Origin of the sequence: Picosynechococcus sp. PCC 7117, from assembly GCF_001693275.1 — a bacterium.
Lineage (GTDB): Bacteria > Cyanobacteriota > Cyanobacteriia > Cyanobacteriales > MRBY01 > MRBY01.
In genome coordinates, this window is the sequence record NZ_CP016477.1 from 107890 (window position 1) to 124695 (window position 16806).

At 50.5% G+C, this 16806-nt stretch carries 15 protein-coding genes and 1 tRNA gene; 9 read left to right on the forward strand and 7 right to left on the reverse strand.

Annotated features, from left to right (window positions below; genetic code table 11):
- Nucleotides 1-43: 43 nt before the first annotated feature.
- The 4 genes from cdaA (at nucleotide 44) to AWQ22_RS00575 (ending at nucleotide 4028) form a co-directional block, all read left to right on the forward strand.
- On the forward strand, nucleotides 44-925 hold the full coding sequence (gene cdaA, locus AWQ22_RS00560; protein WP_012305738.1) for a diadenylate cyclase CdaA: 882 nt from the start codon (nucleotides 44-46) through the stop codon (nucleotides 923-925).
- 15 nt (nucleotides 926-940) lie between these two features.
- The gene (locus tag AWQ22_RS00565) at nucleotides 941-1678 is read left to right on the forward strand and encodes an isoprenyl transferase (RefSeq protein WP_012305739.1); all 738 of its coding nucleotides are present in this window, start codon (nucleotides 941-943) and stop codon (nucleotides 1676-1678) included.
- Between the two features lie 136 nt (nucleotides 1679-1814).
- Nucleotides 1815-1888: transfer RNA gene (locus tag AWQ22_RS00570), tRNA-Asp, on the forward strand.
- 133 nt (nucleotides 1889-2021) lie between these two features.
- Entirely contained in the window at nucleotides 2022-4028 is a 2007-nt protein-coding gene (locus AWQ22_RS00575) for a caspase family protein (protein ID WP_065709860.1), read from the forward strand.
- Nucleotides 4029-4193: 165 nt separating this feature from the next.
- Here AWQ22_RS00575 and AWQ22_RS00580 read toward each other — a convergent pair whose 3' ends face one another.
- From AWQ22_RS00580 to murC, 3 genes are all read right to left on the reverse strand, one after another.
- On the reverse strand, nucleotides 4194-4526 hold the full coding sequence (locus AWQ22_RS00580) for a YbaB/EbfC family nucleoid-associated protein (RefSeq protein ID WP_065709861.1): 333 nt from the start codon (nucleotides 4524-4526) through the stop codon (nucleotides 4194-4196).
- Nucleotides 4527-4653: 127 nt separating this feature from the next.
- Nucleotides 4654-5598, reverse strand: a complete 945-nt coding sequence (gene murB, locus AWQ22_RS00585) for a UDP-N-acetylmuramate dehydrogenase (RefSeq protein ID WP_065709862.1) — start codon at nucleotides 5596-5598, stop codon at nucleotides 4654-4656.
- 39 nt (nucleotides 5599-5637) lie between these two features.
- Nucleotides 5638-7104 carry a UDP-N-acetylmuramate--L-alanine ligase gene (murC, locus tag AWQ22_RS00590; protein WP_030006744.1) on the reverse strand — a complete coding sequence of 489 codons (1467 nt, stop codon included), beginning with the start codon at nucleotides 7102-7104 and terminating at the stop codon, nucleotides 5638-5640.
- A gap of 301 nt (nucleotides 7105-7405) precedes the next feature.
- Here murC and AWQ22_RS00595 point away from each other — a divergent pair, with 301 nt between their 5' ends.
- The gene (locus tag AWQ22_RS00595) at nucleotides 7406-8422 is read left to right on the forward strand and encodes a type I glyceraldehyde-3-phosphate dehydrogenase (protein WP_012305745.1); all 1017 of its coding nucleotides are present in this window, start codon (nucleotides 7406-7408) and stop codon (nucleotides 8420-8422) included.
- Nucleotides 8423-8554: 132 nt separating this feature from the next.
- On the opposite strand, the gene AWQ22_RS00600 is transcribed toward AWQ22_RS00595, so the two are convergent.
- Both AWQ22_RS00600 and AWQ22_RS00605 read right to left on the reverse strand, forming a co-directional pair.
- Entirely contained in the window at nucleotides 8555-8899 is a 345-nt protein-coding gene (locus tag AWQ22_RS00600; RefSeq protein WP_065709863.1) for a hypothetical protein, read from the reverse strand.
- 250 nt (nucleotides 8900-9149) lie between these two features.
- Complete coding sequence (locus tag AWQ22_RS00605; protein ID WP_062431704.1) at nucleotides 9150-10022, reverse strand: S-methyl-5'-thioadenosine phosphorylase; 873 nt, start codon at nucleotides 10020-10022, stop codon at nucleotides 9150-9152.
- A gap of 70 nt (nucleotides 10023-10092) precedes the next feature.
- Between AWQ22_RS00605 and AWQ22_RS00610 the strand changes: the two genes are divergently transcribed.
- Nucleotides 10093-10671, forward strand: coding sequence for a peroxiredoxin (locus AWQ22_RS00610; protein ID WP_030006741.1), 579 nt, complete (start codon nucleotides 10093-10095; stop codon nucleotides 10669-10671).
- A 56-nt stretch (nucleotides 10672-10727) separates the two neighbouring features.
- Entirely contained in the window at nucleotides 10728-12038 is a 1311-nt protein-coding gene (locus AWQ22_RS00615) for a dihydrolipoamide acetyltransferase family protein (protein WP_065709864.1), read from the forward strand.
- A gap of 208 nt (nucleotides 12039-12246) precedes the next feature.
- Here AWQ22_RS00615 and psbV read toward each other — a convergent pair whose 3' ends face one another.
- A complete protein-coding gene (gene psbV / locus AWQ22_RS00620) occupies nucleotides 12247-12759 on the reverse strand; it encodes a photosystem II cytochrome c-550 (RefSeq protein ID WP_012305751.1) in 513 nt (170 codons plus the stop codon).
- Between the two features lie 247 nt (nucleotides 12760-13006).
- Complete coding sequence (locus AWQ22_RS00625; RefSeq protein WP_065709865.1) at nucleotides 13007-13711, reverse strand: sirohydrochlorin chelatase; 705 nt, start codon at nucleotides 13709-13711, stop codon at nucleotides 13007-13009.
- Nucleotides 13712-13844: 133 nt separating this feature from the next.
- Here AWQ22_RS00625 and AWQ22_RS00630 point away from each other — a divergent pair, with 133 nt between their 5' ends.
- Both AWQ22_RS00630 and AWQ22_RS00635 read left to right on the forward strand, forming a co-directional pair.
- Entirely contained in the window at nucleotides 13845-14426 is a 582-nt protein-coding gene (locus AWQ22_RS00630; RefSeq protein WP_012305753.1) for a zf-TFIIB domain-containing protein, read from the forward strand.
- Between the two features lie 146 nt (nucleotides 14427-14572).
- Nucleotides 14573-16801, forward strand: a complete 2229-nt coding sequence (locus AWQ22_RS00635; RefSeq protein WP_065709866.1) for a glycoside hydrolase — start codon at nucleotides 14573-14575, stop codon at nucleotides 16799-16801.
- Nucleotides 16802-16806 lie beyond the last annotated feature (5 nt).

Consider the following 16806-nt stretch of genomic DNA (forward strand, 5'->3'; position numbering starts at 1 on the left):
TGATGGCAAGTTGTTGGTTGTGCTGGAGTAGCGGTAATAGAGGATGCCAGATTGGCTGTTTGACATTGCGGATATTGCGCTGACATTGTTCTTAGTGTATGTGGCGGTTTTTGCCATTCGAGACCGACGAACCCTCTGGGTGATGCGGGGATTTTTGCTGTTGATGATTGCTGATAAAGCAGCAGAAATATATCAATTTGAATATGCGGCGGCTCTCCTCGATAAATTACTGTTGATCTCTGCGGTGGCGATCGCCCTAGTCTACCAAACCCAACTGAAGCGCCTATTAGAGAAATTAGGCCAAGGTAAAATCATGGAATTGCTCCGGCCCGTCGAGGCGCGGAATACGAACTCCGAAAATACCGTGCTCGACCGGATTGTTGAATCGGTTAAAGAACTCTCCCAATCCCGTACCGGAGCGCTAATTCTCATTGAAACCACCGCCATTCCCATCGATAAAAAAGGCATTGCCCAGCCCGGAGTCCCCATCGATGCAGAGGTCTCTAAGGAACTGCTCCAATCGATTTTCTACGACAAAAATCCCCTCCACGATGGCGCGATCTTGATCCGTGACTCCCGGGTGGTGGCCGCAAAGGTCTTCTTCCATTTGTCCGAAAAATCCGGCTTCCGTCAGTTAGGCACCCGTCACCTGGCCGCCCGCAGCATCACAGAACAAGCTGAAAACTGTGTCTGTGTGGTGGTTTCCGAAGAAACGGGTTCTATTTCCCTCGCAGACCGGGGGAACCTGAATCGCCCCCTCACCAGCAATGAACTCAAAGAACTGCTCTCGGAATATTTCACCACCGGCGATCGCGAATCTGTAACGCCATCCCTAGGTGACCTGGGTCGTCGGCTAAAATCTCAAGGGGAAGATTTACTCAAGTTTCTTCGGCAACTGAATCTCCCTTTCACCCACAAAGATTAACCTTTGACTGTAACTATGGTTCATCCTTTGCCCGCTGACCTCGATCCCCAAAAGCTTCCCAAACACATCGCTGTCATCATGGATGGGAATGGTCGTTGGGGCCAACAGCGTGGTTTACCTAGAATTATGGGTCACCAAAAAGGGGTAGACACAATCCGCAATATGCTCACCTACTGCCAGGACTGGGGAATCCATGCCCTCACGGTCTATGCGTTCTCCACCGAAAACTGGCGGCGTCCCCCCACCGAGGTGGAATTTTTGATGACCTTGTTTGAAAAGGTGCTGCGGCGAGAAATTAAAATTTGGGCGGCCAAAGGGATTCAAATTCGCTTTGTGGGGGATCTGACCTCCTTACCCTATTCCCTCCAGGCGGAAATTCAACGCTCCGTCATTCAAACCCAGCACAATAACGGCATTCAATTTACCGTTGCCACCAACTACGGCGGCCGCCAAGAATTAGTCCAAGCCTGTCGGGCGATCGCCACCAAAGTTGCTGCCGGAGAACTGCGACCCAGCGATATCAACGAAACTTTGATCAACGATCACCTTTATACCCACGGCATCCCTGATCCCGATCTCTTGATCCGCACCAGTGGTGAAATGCGCCTGAGTAATTTTCTGTTGTGGCAAATGGCCTATAGCGAAATTTATGTCACCCCTACCCTCTGGCCCGATTTTGACAAAACCGAACTCCACCGCGCCCTCTTGGCTTTCCAACAACGGGAACGTCGCTTCGGCAAAGCCACCGTTTAATCCCCTGAACAATGTCATAAAATCGCCATGCAGTTATCTAAGGCTGGGCTTCGGGTATTGTTTAAAAAAAATTGCGCCAAGGAGTTGACATATACAATTTCTGACTTTATATTATTAAAAGTGACCTAAACCACTTGGGACTGTAGTTCAGCTGGTTAGAATGCCTGCCTGTCACGCAGGAGGTCGCGGGTTCGAGTCCCGTCAGTCCCGTACAGTAAAGAAGAATATAATTCGCCCCTGGCTGTGGATGCAGATCTTGCAATACAGTGCGGTAAATAGCTCTAGCCAGGAATAGTGATGTACTGGTAGGCTGATATCAGAATTTCAAAGGCAGTGAACTAGGATGGCATGGCGTCGGCGTGATTTTTTACAAGCTTTGGGGTTGACCTGTGGTGCCCTGGGGTTTTCTTCGTTTTTACGGCCATCTGATCTCAAACAATCTGCCCAGGCTCTCAGTCAATTTCGGGGTCGCAAGATCGCGTTGCTCATCGGCATCGATCAATATGGTCAAGGGCCTAATTTGGGGGGTTGTCAGCAGGATCTAAAAATCCAGAAACATTTGCTGGAATCACGTTTTGGTTTTGCGGCGACGGACATCGTCACTCTCCGTAATGATCAAGCCAGCGGCAGCGGTATTTTTACAACGTTTCAAACAGACCTGAAGACAAAAGTGAAACCGGAGGATCTGGTTTTTGTGCATTTCAGTGGCTATGGTACTCGCTTAGTCACAGACCCAGCGGATCCAGAACCGATACCAGCCCTGGTGCTCCCGGGGAAATCTGGCCCTGAGGCGATCGCCCTGAGCACTTTTCAAGCCTTAATCCAAGATCTCAATCCAGCCCAAGGAATTCTCGTCTTGGATACCAGTTTTGATCCTACCTCCCGGCCTTCAGCCCCCTATTGGCGACCCCGCACTTATCCCGATGAAACAGCGATCGCCCCCGTTGTTGCCCCCGAAACCACCACTGTCAAATCAAATTCTAGTTTTGCGTTGGGGCGATCAGCTTTGATTCAACTGTGGGCTGCCACCGAGGGCATTACCCCAGAAGTGCAAATTAATGGTGTGATGACGGGACTATTTACGGCGGCCCTTGGGCAATATCTCTCCGCCTATGACCCGATGGTCACCGTCACTACGGCCCAGACGAACCTTGCTGTGCGTTTACCCAAGGATGAGACGCAACCGGCAACAATGACCTTTTTGGGTACTAAGACCGCGCCCCTCTATGGCACCCTCCCCAGCGATACGCTGCCAGCGACGGGTCAGATTTTTAGCCAAAATCCCACGGGGTTAGAAGTTTATTTGGGAGGCTTTGAACCGGAAATTTTGCAGGCGATCGCCCCCGGTAGTGAATTAACAATTCGTACCGAAACAGCACCGATTCTCCAACTCAGCGGCAAAGCAGGGGTTTTCGGCCAAGGGAAATCTTCTACGCAGAATGTCACCGTTGGCACAGCGATCCAAGAAACGAAACGCCATCTGCCCCGCAACCTCGCCTTAAAAATTGCCCTGGCTGAGGATCTCAGTCGCATCGAACGGGTGGATGCCACCAGTGCTTTTGCGAGTTTGACCAACATCGCCAGCGTCAGTAACCCCCAAGATTGGGTAGATTATGTTTTTGATGAAGCCTATCAATTGACCACCGTCCCTGGCAAAATTGTCCCCGGTGTAGTGCCAGCCAGCGATACCAACGAAGCGATCAAATCTTCAGTCAATCGACTCCTACCCCGCCTGGAACAATTATTAGCCTTAAAATGGCTCCGGTTGTTGGTGAATGAAACCAGCACCCAACTGCCTTTGAAAGTAACGGTCCAGCGTTTGGATCGTTTTTCGACCCTGCTGACGGCAAAAACAACACCCTTTAGCCTGGGGCAGTCGAAGAGCAATCCTAATCCTCAACCGACGTTTACGGTGGGAGAAAAGGGGCAATATCAATTGGAAAATACGGGGACGCAACCTCTATTTTGTCTAGGTTTTGCCCAAAGCCCGAAACAAGAATTACTGCTCCTGACCGCCAAAGAAGGTCTCAAGATCCCCCCAGAAACCGCAACCAGCCCCCTAGAATTAACGGCGCTACGTCCCTTGGGAGTGTGGACAATTTATTGGATCATTGGCGATCGCCCCTTTGAAAATTTCCAAGACCAGGCCACCCAACTTTTTGGGGATTTAGAGACCATTCCCCAGAAGCTAGAAAAATCCCTGCCCCTTATCCAAGGCCTCCTCAGTGATTTACAAGCGGTTCCCCCAGAAGGCACAGAACCCAATAAAGAAAATTATGTTTTCTCCACGACTCAGTGGGCGGGTTTGCGCTTTACCTACACCGTTGTGGAAACGGAAACTTCATCTTAAATTTTGGCGCTTGGCATGATTAAAAAAAATCAAATCAAACAATAAAAAACCCCAAGACAAAACCCTGGGGTCAAAAATTATTGTTTTTTTAAGTTGAAGGATTGGGTCTTGGTGTGGGTATTTTCCGCAGCCCAAACTTACCAGATGAATGATTTTTATTTTGAATTAAAGGCCGGGGAGGTTGAGACCACTGGTTAGCTCTTCCATCCGGGTGCGCATGGTTTCGGTGGATTTGGTATAGGCATCGGTCAGGGCTTCGGAAACGGCAGCCGAAAGTTCCTCTGCACCCTTGGCGATCGCCTCTGGGGAAATTTCTACGCCCCGTGGTTCCTGGTTACCGCTGAGGATTACCTTCACAGAACCGTCGGCATTGGTACCTTCAACGTCCATCGCTTCGAGCTCTTCTTGGAGTTTTTTCGCCCCTTCCTGTACCTTTTGGGCTTGCTGGAATGCGGCGGCCAGCTCTTTCATTTTCCCGAGTCCAAATCCTTGTGGCATAGTCTTTACAAAATAATAATGTTCGTGATTGTCTCGTCTAGATTAGACCCCTAGGGCATCTAATCCGTAACCTATCTTAATATCTCCCGGCACCATTTGACGTTTTCAGGGGAGTTTCTGCCGGGGCCTAGGAAAAATCCCCCAGAATTTTCACTTCGGGTTTCAGTAAAACCTGCCAGCTCTGCTCCACCTGGGCTTGGACGTGTTGAATGAGCTGAAAAATATCCATGGCCTTCGCCCCACCACAATTGACAATAAAATTAGCATGGCGTTCGGCCACCTGGGCTCCGCCAATTTGATACCCTTTCAATCCTGTTTGTTCAATTAAATGGCCCGCCGCCTGGGGATAGGGATTGCGGAAAACACTGCCACAACTGGGCAAATGGTAGGGCTGGGTGGATTTGCGCATCCGGAGATTCCGATTGGTTTCCGCCCGTACCGTTGCTTTATCAAAACCGGGTTCCAGTTGAAAGGCGGCTTCGAGCACAAGGCGATCGCTCCCTTGGAGATTAGACGTGCGGTAACGGTAATCGAGATCCGTCGGTTGGAGTTGATGGATTGTCCCGTCGGGATTGAGTACCTTGAGCCACAACAACTGATCGGCAACACAACCTTGGTGAGCGCCGGCATTCATCACTACACTCCCGCCAACACTCCCCGGAATGCCCACGGCCCACTCCAAACCTTTCCAACCCCGTTTCGCCGCATTCCAAGCAAGGCGAGCAATGGGTTCCCCCGCACTGGCTACGAGAATGCCGTCGTCTTCTTGGGCATGGTAATAGCGCAATTTTTTGGTGTTGATAGTAAGGCCAGGAATGCCTTTGTCACTAATCAAAAGGTTAGAACCGGCCCCCAGAATAGTGAGGGGAAATCCCGATAAATGCTTGAGATACCATTCAAAACAAGCTTCTGTTTCCGCCAGATTGCTGGGTTCTGCATAAAATTCTGCCTGTCCCCCAACCCGAAAGGAGGTGTAGTGAGCCAAGGGAACTTGGGCTTGAATCAGGCTAGTGCCGTCGCCTAGGGTTGTCGCAGGAGCAGCAATCTGGGAACGGGAGGGGGAGCAAACCATGGCGTATTTCCGGGTCTAGGGGGCAAAGGTCAAAAGCGCTTAGTCTGGGGCAGAACATTGGGTCAACGGCGCTTGGGGCAGCGCAGGGTCGCCATTGGCAGACAGTTGAGCCAAGAGGCTTGGGATAGTTTGGTTGAGATTCCCGGCTCCCAGAAACAGTACCAGATCCCCCGTTTGCAGTTGCGGTGCTAACCATGTGGGTAGGCTTTGGAGATCTGGGTAATAGGCAACGTCACCATCTTGTTGATGGGCGATCGCCTGCTGTAGGGCTTCACCTGTAAGGTTATCTACATTTTTCTCCCCTGCGCTATAAATATCAGTAATTATGGTCACATCTGCGTTTTTGAAAGCTTTTGCAAATTCATCGAAGAAAGCTTGGGTACGGCTGTACCGATGGGGTTGAAAGATTGCCACAACGCGCCGCCCTTGACCAGCCCGGAGCCGAGCGGCCTGGAGAGTCACTTCAATTTCACTGGGGTGGTGGGCGTAGTCATCAATGAGAGTAATGCCCTGGTATTGACCGCGAATTTCAAACCGTCGCTTTGCCCCTTGGAAAGAAGCTAAAGCTTCGGCAATGGGCTCAAAGGGCACACCACAGCACCGGGCGGCGGCGATCGCCCCCAGGGCATTGCTCAGGTTGTGGGCACCCAGTAGGGCTAGATTAATTTCTCCGAGGCGATCGCCCCGTTCCCAAATGGTTGCCCGGGTTGACGTTGCCCCATAGTGAATATCCGTCGCCCAATAATCAGCTTGTTCAAGATTCTGTAACCCATAGCCCACCTGATAGGGCACGACCCCCGTGGCGATGGTGGGACAGTCCACGCAGGCAATCAGGCGATCGCACTGCTGGGCAAAGGTTTGAAAAATTTCTACTACCTGATCCAGCGATTGGTAATGATCCGGGTGATCCAATTCAATGTTTGTGACAACCCCCAACTGGGGACGGAGTTTTACCAAGGTGCCGTCCGATTCATCGGCCTCAGCTACCAAATAATTACCCTGGCCGAGGCGAGCATTGCCATCCCAAGCATCCACTTCGCCCCCGACAATGATAGTCGGGTCAACGCCGGCCACCAGGAAAATATAGCCGATTAAACTACTGGTCGTCGTTTTGCCGTGGGTTCCCCCTACCGCCACACTGTCATATTCGGCGACGAGGGCAGACAAAACATCAGACCGATGAAAAATGTGACAGCCTAGGGATTGGGCCGCTTGAAATTCTGGATTTTCTTGACCAATGGCTGTTGAGCAAATGACCTGGGGTAAACCATTGTGATGTTCAATGGCATCGGACTCCCCCCCAAAGGCCTGTAAATTTTCTTTGACTTGCTGACTGAAAATATGGGCACCCACTGCCGCCAAGCGTTCTGTAATGTGACTGGTGCGTTGGTCAGAGCCAGAGACGGGTAATTTTTTTTGGGCCAAGACATAGGCAAGGGCAGACATCCCAATCCCGCCAATGCCAATGAAATGGAATGGCTTTCCGTTTAGATCTACTGCTTTCAAAGATCCCTCCCCTCACACGTTCTATCGCTGGTATGGGTAACGATAGATAACAGAACACATTTAAGTATGCAATATTACCGGACATTTACAAGTAAATCATTCCGCAGAAACATCCCTTGGGGCGATCGCCTTTTGGGGTCTAGCCAATCGATCTAGAGGCGTAGCACCGAAGTCTTAATTCCCAAATCAATTCGGCAGTTTCCCGAAATTCGGGGATCGAATTGTGCAGTCTTTGATATGATTGGGGTCATCAAATGAAAACTTTTATTGCAATTTAATCTTTAATAGAGGGCAAGACGCGGTGATTAGAGTAGCGATTAATGGATTTGGACGTATTGGACGCAACTTCTTGAGATGTTGGGCTGGTCGCGAAAACAGCCAACTCCAAGTCGTTGGGATCAATGCGACCACCGATACCAAAAGTAATGCCCACATGCTTCGTTATGACACGATGCTGGGTAAATTTGATGGCGAAATCGATTATGACGCCAACTCTCTGACTGTCAACGGCAACGTAATCAAATGCTGTTCCGACAGAAACCCCCTCAACCTCCCTTGGAAAGAGTGGGGCGTCGATTTGGTGATCGAATCTACCGGTGTATTCAACACCGAAGAAGGATCTTCTAAGCACATTACAGCTGGTGCACAAAAAGTATTGATCACAGCCCCTGGTAAAGGCGGCCATATCGGCACCTATGTAGTTGGTGTAAACGCCGATCAGTATGGCCACGACAAACAAAATGTCATCAGTAATGCCAGCTGTACCACCAACTGCCTCGCCCCCATTGTTAAAGTACTCAATGATCGTTTTGGGATCGTCAAAGGGACGATGACCACCGTCCACAGTTACACTGGCGACCAACGTATCCTCGACAACAGCCACCGGGATCTGCGTCGAGCGCGGGCAGCCGCAGAAAATATTGTGCCGACTTCTACTGGCGCAGCTAAAGCCGTTGCCTTAGTTATTCCCGAAATGAAGGGTAAGCTCAACGGCATCGCCATGCGGGTACCGACTCCCAATGTCTCCGTAGTTGACCTGGTTGCCCAAGTAGCGAAGCCCACCATTGCTGAGGAAGTTAACCAAGTTCTGAAAGAAGCTTCTGAAACCTACATGAAAGGGATTTTGGCTTACACCGAAGAACCCCTCGTCTCCTGTGACTTCCGGGGAACTGATGTTTCTTCCACCATTGACGGTAGCCTCACCCTCGCCATGGATGGTGACTTGATTAAAGTTGTGGCTTGGTACGACAACGAGTGGGGTTATTCTCAACGGGTTGTTGACCTCGCAGAAATCGTTGCTCAAAACTGGCAAGGGTAATTTTTCAAAACGATATGCGCCATGTCTGATCTGACATTGATGTTGAACTAAGATTTGATATTTAGTCAGGTAGGGCAAGTTACAAATCAATAGTAAAAAAAGGTGGTACGCAGCCACCTCTTTTTTTGCTAACTAAACTTCGAATAAGTTTTCAAATTCATGGCGTAGGGCCTGAAGATTGGCAATGCGGGCCACCACCAAATAGGGTTCTTGGGGAGTATCGGGTAATTCCTGTTCACAACGGCGTACCACCGCTTCTTGTTTGAGCCAAAAGTGAACCATGGTTTCGACGACCTCGTCCCAATTCCAATGGGGCTTTTTGGGAATGGTGTCTAGGGCCTGGATAAAGCTATCTAAAGTACAACGATGGGCAGCGAGATAGGCTTTGGGACGCTGGGGGTCTAGTTCGTATTGCTGTTGGTAGTTAAAAAAAGTAAGCAGGGGGGCCACCCCAAGCAGATCGAAAGCGTAAGTCATTTTTTTGCACACTCCAAACGCATAACCAGGGGAAAAGTCAGTCCACAACATCCTCAGGCTGGGACTGTCCCGTACATTAGAGGCGATCGCCACAGGATAGGACAGTGGGAGGGAGAGCGCTCGTCCCTATGGTTGAGGTATAGGGACTGTTACTGATCTAGTTTAAGGAAAATCCCCCCTAAAAGGGTTATCTGCAAACTTTTTGCAATATTTAGCAGTTTCTAGAGGAGAGTGCTAATTTTGGACTGATTTACAAGTATTTGTTGAGCAATAAAGCCAGTTTCTCCTTGGTGCTAGCTGGGACTTGGTCGAGGGGAGTGAGAATCGCATATTTAAGGGCATCATGGGCAGCGGACTGGGGAGGATTTGCCGCTAGTTTTTCGACGACAGCCCGGATCACTTTTTGGGCATTGGTGGCATTTTTGTGGAGATTGCCAATGACCATTTCAACGGTGACACTGTCATGGTCGGGGTGCCAACAGTCGTAATCGGTCACGAGGGCGAGGGTTGCATAGGCGATTTCTGCTTCCCGGGCCAGTTTTGCTTCCTGGAGGTTGGTCATGCCAATGATGCTGGCGTCCCAACTGCGGTAGAGATTGGATTCGGCTTTGGTAGAAAAGGCCGGGCCTTCCATGCAAACATAGGTGCCGCCCTGATGGAGATCAACGCCTTCTAAGTTTAAGGATGCCACTGCATCACCGAGGATCTTCGCCAACTGAGGACAAATAGGATCACCAAAGGCAATATGGGCGACGATCCCGTCTCCAAAAAATGTGTCAGTGCGGTGACGGGTGCGGTCAATAAATTGATCGGGAATGACCATGTCTACAGGTTTGATATGACCCTGGAGAGAACCCACAGCCGAGGCAGAAATAATGTATTCAACGCCGAGGGATTTGAGGGCGTAGATATTCGCTTGAAACGGAAGCTCTGTGGGGAGGAGATGGTGATGGCGGCCATGGCGGGGGAGGAAGACAACGGGGGTGCCGTCGAGGGTGCCGCTGATGAGGCGATCGCTAGGGGCACCAAAGGGGGTTTCAACGGTAATTTCTTCGATGTCTTGGAGGGCGTCCATTTTGTAGAGACCGCTACCGCCGATGATGCCAATTTTAATGTCTGCCATGGTGACTCGCTGTTAGATTTGCCTTGATTTGCTACAACATTATCTTGTATCAAAACCAGCTTGAAATTCCATGTTGCAATTTTTTCGGACGATTCTCATTACTGTGGTGGCGATCGCCTTTATGTGGTTCCCCGGTGAGGCGGCGATCGCCCTGGGTGGCCCCCAACCCGAACTTAACCAGCTCGCCCCAGAATTCACGCTTTTGGGCAATGACGGCGAGGGGGAAATTCAAGAATTCTCCCTCCAAGACTACCGGGGCCAATGGGTCGTACTTTACTTCTATCCTCAGGATTTCACTCCTGGCTGTACCCTCGAAGCTCGCCGTTTCCAACAGGATCTCCCTAAATACCTAGAACGTAATGTGCAGGTGCTAGGGGTCAGTGTTGACGATGTCGATTCCCACGAAGCTTTTTGTGATGCCGAAGGCTTAAAGTTTCCCCTCCTGGCCGATAGTACCGGGGATGTGAGTAAACAGTACGGTTCCTACTTGACAGGCTATTCCCTGCGCCATACCTACCTCATTGATCCAGAAGGGATTTTGCGCAAAATTTATCTAGGAGTAAATCCCGCGATCCATAGCCAAGAAGTCCTCACAGACCTTGATTCCTTGATGGCAAATTCCTCAGCCCAGCTTCCCCCAATGGGTTAAAATCGACAACGATTGTAAAGTTTGTCCACACCGTTGTTTTAAAAGAAGATTCCTCCATGATTCACGATATTTTCATGCCCGCCCTCAGTTCTACGATGACCGAAGGTAAAATCGTCTCTTGGACTAAGTCCCCGGGGGATAAAGTCGCTAAAGGTGAAACCGTTGTCGTGGTGGAATCTGACAAAGCCGATATGGACGTTGAGTCTTTTAATGAAGGGTTTCTCGCAGCGATTATCGTTGATGCGGGGGAAGAAGCACCAGTGGGTTCGGCGATCGCCCTTATTGCTGAAACCGAAGCAGAAATTCCAGAAGCCAAACAAAAAGCCACGACTCTGAAAGGGGGGAGTAGTGCTCCTGCCGCTAATCCTGCGCCTGCACCCGCCCCTGCTGCACCTAGTCCAGAACCGGCTCCCGTTGTGGCAGCCCCTGTGCCTACACCTGCAACCCCGACCCCCGCACCAGTGGTCAACGATGGCAGAATTATTGCTTCTCCGAGGGCGAAAAAACTCGCCAAAGAATTTGGCGTTGATCTTAAAACAGTGCCTGGTTCTGGCCCCCACGGTCGAATTGTCGCCGAAGATGTCGAAAAAGCCGCTGGGAAAGCACCTACTATTGCCCCTGCTGCCGTATCAACTCCAGCGCCGACAACCAGTAAGCCTGCCGCCCCAGCGCCAGCTCCCGTCGCCGTTACTCCTGGTGAAGTTGTCCCGCTGAATACGTTGCAACAGGCGGTTGTGCGGAATATGAATGCCAGCCTGAATGTACCCACCTTCCATGTGTCCTATGACATCACGACCGACGCCCTAGATGCCCTCTACAAGCAAATTAAGAGTAAGGGCGTCACCATGACAGGTCTATTGGCGAAGGCCGTGGCTGTGACTCTCCAGAAACATCCAGTGGTTAATGCCAGCTTTGGGGATAATGCGATCCAATACAGCAGTGGTATTAATGTGGCGGTGGCCGTTGCGATGCCCGATGGCGGCCTGATTACCCCTGTGCTGCAAAATGCCGATCAAATGGATATCTATTCCCTTTCCCGCAAGTGGAAAGATTTGGTAGACCGGGCGCGCCTCAAGCAACTGCAGCCCGATGAGTACAGCACTGGCACCTTTACCCTCTCTAACCTAGGCATGTTTGGGGTCAGCAGTTTTGATGCGATTTTACCCCCCGGCCAAGGTTCAATCCTCGCGATTGGGGGGGCTCAGCCTAAAGTCGTTGCGACGCCCGACGGTTTATTTGGTGTGAAAAAGCAAATGACCGTCAATATCACTTGCGACCACCGCATTATTTATGGTGCCGATGCGGCAGCATTCCTTAAGGATCTAGCTGACTTGATTGAAAATAACACGCACAGTCTGACCCTTTAGGTTCATCTCGTTGCTCCTTGGGATTTTCCTCAAATACGCAATAAAACATGATCTATGGCTCCCCGGTCTGGGGAGTTTTTTATTGCAAAAGTCAATGAACACTTTTAGAGACAATAAAAAAGACAACCTCATTATGGTTGTCTTCGGTACTTCATTTTGCGAATTTTAGATAAAAAAGACGATTTAAATAAAGTCGATCAATCGTGTTTTAGTTAACGGTTTTACCACCACCCCAAGCAACACCACGCACCTGGGCTTGAACGAGGACATAACCGGAAACATTTTGCAGATCCTCTTCGTTGAGGTTACGCATGCTACTCCAGATGTCGGCACGGACGGTATTGGGGTGTAACTGAGATAGGTCTAATTCACCATCGTAGGAGGTGGGATTTTTGAGATAGTCCACCATGGCCAGGATATTATCGCGGCGGGGTTCTGCCCCTTCTAGATCCACTAGAGAAAGGGTTACGTTGGGGTTGCTCTTTGTCCGGCCGCTGTTGTGGCAGGTGGAACAGGTGTTGATAAAGATCCGCTCTCCTTTGGCAACCTGCTGGTCACTGAGGACGACCGTTTCGGTTTCATTGAGGTTGACGGTGCGGTCTACTTCCCGGAGGGCGGTGGCATTGGCAGCGCCGACATTGAGTTGCCAAAATAGTAAAACGAATGCGCTAATCCCGAAAATAAATTTTTTGAGTGGGTCGATCCCCAGAATTTTATTCATGTTTTTCCTCAATACAGCAATAACGTAAATAAATCTATCTCCACCTATTTAACTGTGAAGGCAGACCTACAGGCAAGAATTTATCAAGGCTGTAAGTAAATGTGCTTATCTTTGTTTATTTAAATTTGCGTTGCCAACGGCACCAGTCAGCCAGGGCAACTAACCATACATATCATGCCATTGGCGTGAATTTTTCTTATAAATCCGTAAAGAACAGCAATATTTCACCCTGCATTTCACTATTTTTTTAGGGGTCGCCCCGGAGAATCTGGGCGATCGCCACTGCACATTGGGGATCAGTGCCAAAGGGTTGACCAAGCTGAATTGTCATGGTGGGATTGGCCTGAGCGAAGGTTTTCATCTGGGCGGCGATCGCCTTTGGGATTTTGCCAGAAAAAAGAAAATAGGGAACCAAGTGAATCGTTGTTGCGGTCGTCTCTTGGAGCTGTGCAAGTTTTTGGTCTAAAGAGGGTTCTGTGGCCCAGTAGGCGGTACTGGCGTTGAGGGCCTGGGCGAGCTTTTCGATTTCGGGATTCGCGCCAGTGCGACGGCTACCATGGGCGATCAAAATACGTTCGGCCGTAGAATTTTCGGCAAACTGTCGCTCTAGGAACGGGGCAAGGCGGGCATCTTTACCGAGGTAATCGAGTTGTTGAAACTTTACTTGGGGAAATTGGGACTGCAGTTGGGCGATCGCCTCTGGGAGATCTTCCCGGACATGGACACCGGGCAAGAGGAATAGAGGCAGAATTTGTACTTCAGCGGGTTCTGGGGCGTGATCCCGGAGGAACTGGGCGATCGCCGTCGTTAGGGGCACCTCGCTACATTCTAAATAGGCCCCAAGCACCGGATGATCTACCTGGGCTTTCACCTGGGTCATCAGAGTTTGAAATTCCTGCTGGTAACTGTCACTAAAACTGCCATGGACGACCACCACCGATAACCGCTGCATGAATTTTTGTCCCGTCTATTGTTTCTGTTTGGTGATTATAGAAAAGTTAGCGCCAAATTTCTGGGCCGTAGTTGTGGCGGGATTGGCTTCGGCGTAGGATAAAACGAGGAAAAACTGTGGGAGTCATTAAACTGTGCAATGTCCTAAATGTCGCGATGTTGAGCTTGGGGATCAGCTTCTATCTGGGGAGCTGACCAGTTGTCATTGTGAAAAATGTGAAGGAGATTGGCTCCCTGGCGATCGCTACCAAACCTGGCAAAATAGCCAACGAAAACCACAGCGCCTCAATACCCAACTGTCCCTCCCAGAAACCGTGATCCCCGGTGAAACAGACAATAAAGCGGCCCTCTGTCCCGAATGCCGCCGCTATTTATCGCGGGTAAAAATCCCCGTTGACCAACCTTTTTACTTGGAGCGTTGCCCCGAATGTAATGGCTTCTGGTGCGATCGCCAAGAATGGGAAATTTTAGAAAAACTCCAACTCCACACTAGCCTCGAATATATTTTTACCGCCGAATGGCAGCACAAAGTCCGGGAACAACAGCACAACATCAGCGAACGACAGGCCTTGATCCAGAAACTTGGGCCGACCCTCGCCACCGACGTTTTCGACCTAGGGGAAAAACTAGCGGCCCACAACAATGGCGATTTTGCCGTGGCTTACCTGGCCCGTCAAGTCACTGAAAATCAGACTAATCAAAGTCAATCACGCTAATTGCTAAATGTCACAGCCCCATCGCATCCTTGCAATTCGTTAAGGCTGCCCGGAAGAACGGAAAGGCGATCGCTATGATTTAAAGAGAAAGCCAAGCTTACCCAAGGCTTTTGGAGACTCCACAGCGGCAAAATATTTCCATTTATATGTCTTATCCCCTCTACATCGCGTTTATTTGGCATCAGCATCAACCCCTCTACAAAGCACCGGACGGTCAATATCATCTCCCCTGGGTGCGGCTCCACGGCACTAAAGATTACCTAGATTTGATTTTGCTGCTCGAAAAATATCCGCGCCTCCACCAAACTGTGAATTTGGTACCTTCCTTGATGATGCAGTTGGAAGATTATGCCGAAGGCAAGGCCCTTGACCCCTATCTAAAGCTGGCCCTCACCCCCGTCACCGACCTCAATAGTGACCAAAAATGGTACATCCTGGAGCATTTCTTTGATGGCAACCACCGCACCTTAGTCGATCCCCATCCCCGCTACCGGGAGCTGTACACCGAGCGCCAGGACAAAGGCAAAGCCTGGTGTCTGGAAAATTGGGACGAACAAAAATTTAGTGATCTCTTGGCTTGGCATAATTTAGCCTGGATTGATCCCCTCTTCTGGGATGACCCGGAGATCGCTGCCTGGCTCGAAAAAGATCGCGGCTTTACTTTAGGCGATCGCCAACGCATTTATTCCAAACAACGGGAAATTATTAAGCGGATTATCCCCAAACACAAACAGATGCAGGACAATGGGCAACTGGAAGTGACCACCACCCCCTACACCCACCCGATTTTGCCCCTGCTCGCAGATACCAATTCTGGCCGCGTCGCCGTCCCCAAGATGGAACTTCCCCAGGAACGCTTCCAGTGGTCAGAAGATATTCCCCGCCACCTCAACCGCGCCAAGGAAATGTACCGGGAACGTTTTGGCCGAGAAGTACGGGGTCTGTGGCCATCGGAGCAATCTGTCAGCCCGGAAGTGCTTAACCCCATCGCCGCCGCTGGCTTTAAGTGGATCTGTTCCGATGAAGCAGTGTTGGGTTGGAGCCTGAAACATTTCTTCCATCGGGACGAAGTGGGCAATGTCTACGAACCGGAAAAAATGTATCGCCCCTATCGCCTCGAAACAGACCATGGGGATCTCGCCATTGTCTTCCGGGATCACCGTTTGTCGGATCTGGTGGGCTTTACCTACAGTGGTATGGACTCAGAACAGGCCGCCTGCGATCTGGTTGGTCACCTAGAGGCGATCGCCCGCAGTTTGCGACACCACCAAAAAGAAGGCCAAACTGCCCTCCAAGAACCACACCTCGTAACCATCGCCCTCGATGGTGAAAACTGCTGGGAATTCTACGAAAAAGACGGCATCCCTTTCCTGACCTCCCTCTACGAAAAACTGAGCGCCAATCGCCAACTCGAACTCGTCACAGTCTCCGAATTTATCGAGCAATTTCCCCCCACCGAAACCATTCCTAGCCACAAACTCCATAGTGGTTCCTGGGTTGATGGGAGTTTTACCACCTGGATTGGGGACCCCGCCAAAAATCGCGCCTGGGATATGCTCACCAAAGCCCGCCACCTGCTGGCCACCCATCCTGAAGCGACAGAAATTACCAACCCCGAAGCCTGGGAATCCCTCTATGCGGCCGAAGGCTCAGACTGGTTCTGGTGGTTTGGGGAAGGTCACTCCTCTAACCAAGACGCCATGTTTGACCAACTCTTTCGGGAACACGTCGCTGGGATCTACAAAGCCCTAAACGAACCGATTCCGCCGGAAGTGCTCCAACCCATTGAAGACCACACCCGCCACCGGGAGCACCTCCCCGAAAGCTTTATTCACCCGATCATTGATGGTATCGGCGACGAACAGGATTGGGATAAAGCCGGTTGCATCGAAATTGGCGGTGCCCGGGGAACTATGCACCAAAGCAGCGCTCTACAACGACTCTTTTACGGTTGGGATCATCTTAATTTTTATTTGCGCTTTGACCTCAAGCGGGGCATCAAATGGGGCGAGGAACTCCCGGCAGAACTCCATCTCCTTTGGTTCTATCCAGGGGTAAACTGCGCCATTAGCCCGGCTCCCATCGCCAGTATGCCCGACCAGGCTCCCCTAAATTATCTCTTCCGGCACCACATCGGCATTAATCTCTTAACCCAATCTATCTGGTTTGAAGAAGCCAGTGATTATGGCCAGTGGCGGCCCCGGGGTGCCCATGCCAAAATGGCTTACCGAGAATGTTTAGAATTGTCTGTGCCGTGGGATGTACTGCAGATTAAACCGGACTATACGCTCAATTTAGTGGCAATTTTGGCCGATGATGGTGAGTACCATAGTTTTGTGCCGGAAAATCGCTTTGTTACCCTACAGGTGCCTTAAGCCAT